The following is a 2916-nucleotide window of genomic DNA, read 5'->3' as shown; positions in this document are numbered from 1 at the left end:
GCCTGAAAGCCGAGTGAAAGACCGCCGCAACCAGCGAAAAGGTCTAGCACCCGGGGGGGGGCGCCAGACCGCAGCCGGGCGATTTTGGCGAGAATTGCCTGATGTTCGGCGACACTCACGACTTTGGTCCGGCGTGAAAGAAATCACCCTGCGCGGCGAAGCCCTCACGGTCGAGATAGTCACGAACCAGGCGGGCGATAAGCGTCGACTTCTTATGGCCGCGGGTAGCGCAAAATTGCTCAAACCGCTCGGCTTCGGGCCGGTTCATCAAAACTTGGATCCGGACCGGATCGGCCATGGCAATGCCTCCTGCTGGACGATCCATAGCTGGTAGCGTACACGCACACAACTGTGTATTTATGCACAATTGTGTGCGTCGCCTTATTGATTTATCGGCTACCCTCTGTAGATCCGCACGTGCTGCCGTTCTTCATCGTGCGATCGATCATGCACGAAGCCAGGTTGCGGGGGAGGTTTTTTTCGGCTGCGCGAAACCGCCATTGTTAGCGACCGTCCGCTGCTGACAAGGTCTTTTACAATAGGGCCGAGGATGGCCGATTGCTCGGCGGTCGTTCCCACCCACCCGTTCGCCACCAGCGGGATGAAACTTGTGTTGTCGAAATAACGGCCAACATTCTCGAACGAGACCAGCCGTCCGCCCCTTGGGCCGACCTTGCGCCGATCAGCCTCTATCAGCAGCCAGTAATCGAGGGGCAGATACATACCCTTCACCAAGCCAGTGTCTGCCGGCTCGAACTCCATTCGCGGGCATAGCTTCAGATAGAAAGGATTTTCAATGAGGCGAAACCCTTCGCAGTGACTGTTGGGGGGCGCGTCCCGCAGAGAGGCTTGCAGGCGCCGCATGCGTTCGATCTCCTCACTGAGCTTCGGGTTTGGCAACCTGAAGATCGCAGTCGACATATCACCCCGCTCCATCGCTTTGTATTGGATCAGGGTGAACGCACGGTATGTCTCGTTGAAATACAACAGATCGGCGCCCAATTGCTCCTCAATGGCAAGGTGATTGGCCAACACCACCGTCAGCCTCACATCCCCGCTCTGAAAGTAGGCGGCGGATTTGGCAACCGGCCGAACGTACTCGAACCCTGGCACCTGAGACATGTCGTGCATCACCATGGCGTCCTCGCGCAGCCGTGCCTGGGGCAGGCCATCGAGGAAGGATGCGCCGTCATCATTCGGCATTGTCCAGTCCTGCATTTCGCGTCGATCGATGCCAGCGAACGACAGTGCGGTACCAACCATCTCCTTTTCCAGTGCCAGAGCCTCCCGCTTATTTGATGGAAGGGACGACACTCGAGCTCGTTCGATCTCAAATCGGTCGATCTCCATCGCCAAAGCGGGATCGATCTCGCGTATGGCCTCAAGCAATGCTTCAGCCGCAGATCCGCTGATCATACAGCTTTTTCGCAGCTGGTCGCGGACGGTCGCCCTAAACATTGGGTCTACAGCGTCGACGATCTCCCCTGCCCGAATGGGCGGCCGCAGACCGCCCACTTTGCTAATGTTGACGCGCTTCTGTCCCTCCGCCGCTTTATTGCCGGCATAAAGCGTACCGCTGTGGGTAATTTTGCCGGAAATGAAGGTCATCAGGCAGGGCACGGGAGGGCCGCCACGTCGATGTAGGTCATCGTCAACAGCCTCGGCGAAATAGCCGTATCTCTCATGCGCTTCCAGGAGCTCGTCACCGCGTCCCCCGATTGCGCGCAGATGGTAGATTTCTAGCGCCATTCTTCCCCCACTGCGTCCAACCCCTGCTATGCCGCTCAAGCTTCACCGCGATTGCATTGATGTCAGCGCCCACGTTAGGAGGCGCAATGGTAACGAAACCTCCTAGCCCACTTTTCAAGTATATGGGCGGCGATCGTGCTATCCAGATCCTTCGCGATCAGAGCATCCGCTTTACCCAGCCCGGACAATTTAACGACCCGTTCGAGCTCTGTCCCACACTCGACGTCGCCCGGCTCAAAAAGACTTACCTCGCACTGCTGTCCGTTAGACGGAAGAAATCAGCAGGCAAAAGCGAAAAAGAAATTTTGGCTGGCTTGGAGGACTACTTAAAGTCATTTGGCAGGGCCTTGTCCGCAGAGGTAGGTAAGGTTGGAATCCTTAGCCTGTCAGCTCGCTGTGACGTGCCACTGCTCTGGTCTCACTATGCGGGAAGCCACAGCGGCGTCGCGATCGGGTTCAGGGCGAGCGCGGGTCTGATCGGGAGACCTCCCAAGCAATCAGGCGAGCTTTTTGGTGCCGGGCCGGTAGATTATAGCACTGATCGTTACGTTTATCCGCAGCCGGGAAGGTCGGCGATCGCTTACATGTTTCGCAAGGACATCTGCTGGGCATATGAGCAGGAATGGCGAATTGTTCGCCCGCTGACGGATCTGGACGAGGCCGTGCCCGAAATTTTTGTCGGCCGGTTTCCAAAGGAGGCCGTCCGCTGCGTCGTGTTCGGAGCCCGCACGCCGAGTTCAATCGTGCATGAGATCCTCGATATCATGCGATCCGATTACCCGCACGCGCATCAATATCGTGCCGGCCAGTCTGCAGAGCATTTTGAGATGGAGATCGACACGTTCATCGGCGACATGCTTCGCCGCCAGGATTATGATCTCGAAGAGACGTTCCGCCCCAACGTCTCCACCTTTTACAACTACATATCCGAAGGTCAGCTGTACAAAGCGGTCGGGATGCTGGCTGATGACGTGGTGTTTGAGTCGACCGCCGATCGTTTCGACTACAATCCGTGATCATTGGGGTTTGCTGATGGTGCGCACATTGCGCGCGCTGAATCAGTAAGAGGAGAAAAAGAAACCGTAGCCCCTGCGAATCGCAGGTCGAAAAAACCAGGTCGGGCCGCGAAAGGACTCGAACCATTCAGCTAAAAAGTTTCAGGGTATC

The 2916-nt window shown here is 57.0% G+C and carries 3 protein-coding genes; 1 reads left to right on the top strand and 2 read right to left on the bottom strand.

Annotation, left to right across the window (positions count from 1 at the left end; genetic code table 11):
• Positions 1-115: 115 nt before the first annotated feature.
• Together ACETPF_RS20585 and ACETPF_RS20580 are read right to left on the bottom strand one after the other, a co-directional pair.
• Positions 116-298: a hypothetical protein gene (locus ACETPF_RS20585; RefSeq protein ID WP_373936486.1), complete on the bottom strand. Its 183-nt coding sequence runs from the start codon at positions 296-298 to the stop codon at positions 116-118.
• A 98-nt stretch (positions 299-396) separates the two neighbouring features.
• Positions 397-1749 carry a hypothetical protein gene (locus tag ACETPF_RS20580; protein WP_373936485.1) on the bottom strand — a complete coding sequence of 451 codons (1353 nt, stop codon included), beginning with the start codon at positions 1747-1749 and terminating at the stop codon, positions 397-399.
• Positions 1750-1871: 122 nt separating this feature from the next.
• Between ACETPF_RS20580 and ACETPF_RS20575 the strand changes: the two genes are divergently transcribed.
• Positions 1872-2765 (top strand): DUF2971 domain-containing protein, encoded by an 894-nt coding sequence (locus tag ACETPF_RS20575; protein WP_373936484.1) that lies wholly within the window; start codon positions 1872-1874, stop codon positions 2763-2765.
• Positions 2766-2916: the final 151 nt, after the last annotated feature.

The organism is Sphingobium agrisoli (assembly GCF_041877245.1).
Classification (GTDB): domain Bacteria; phylum Pseudomonadota; class Alphaproteobacteria; order Sphingomonadales; family Sphingomonadaceae; genus Sphingobium.
Note: the sequence above shows the minus strand (reverse complement) of the source record. Positions and strands in the feature narration are given on the sequence as shown.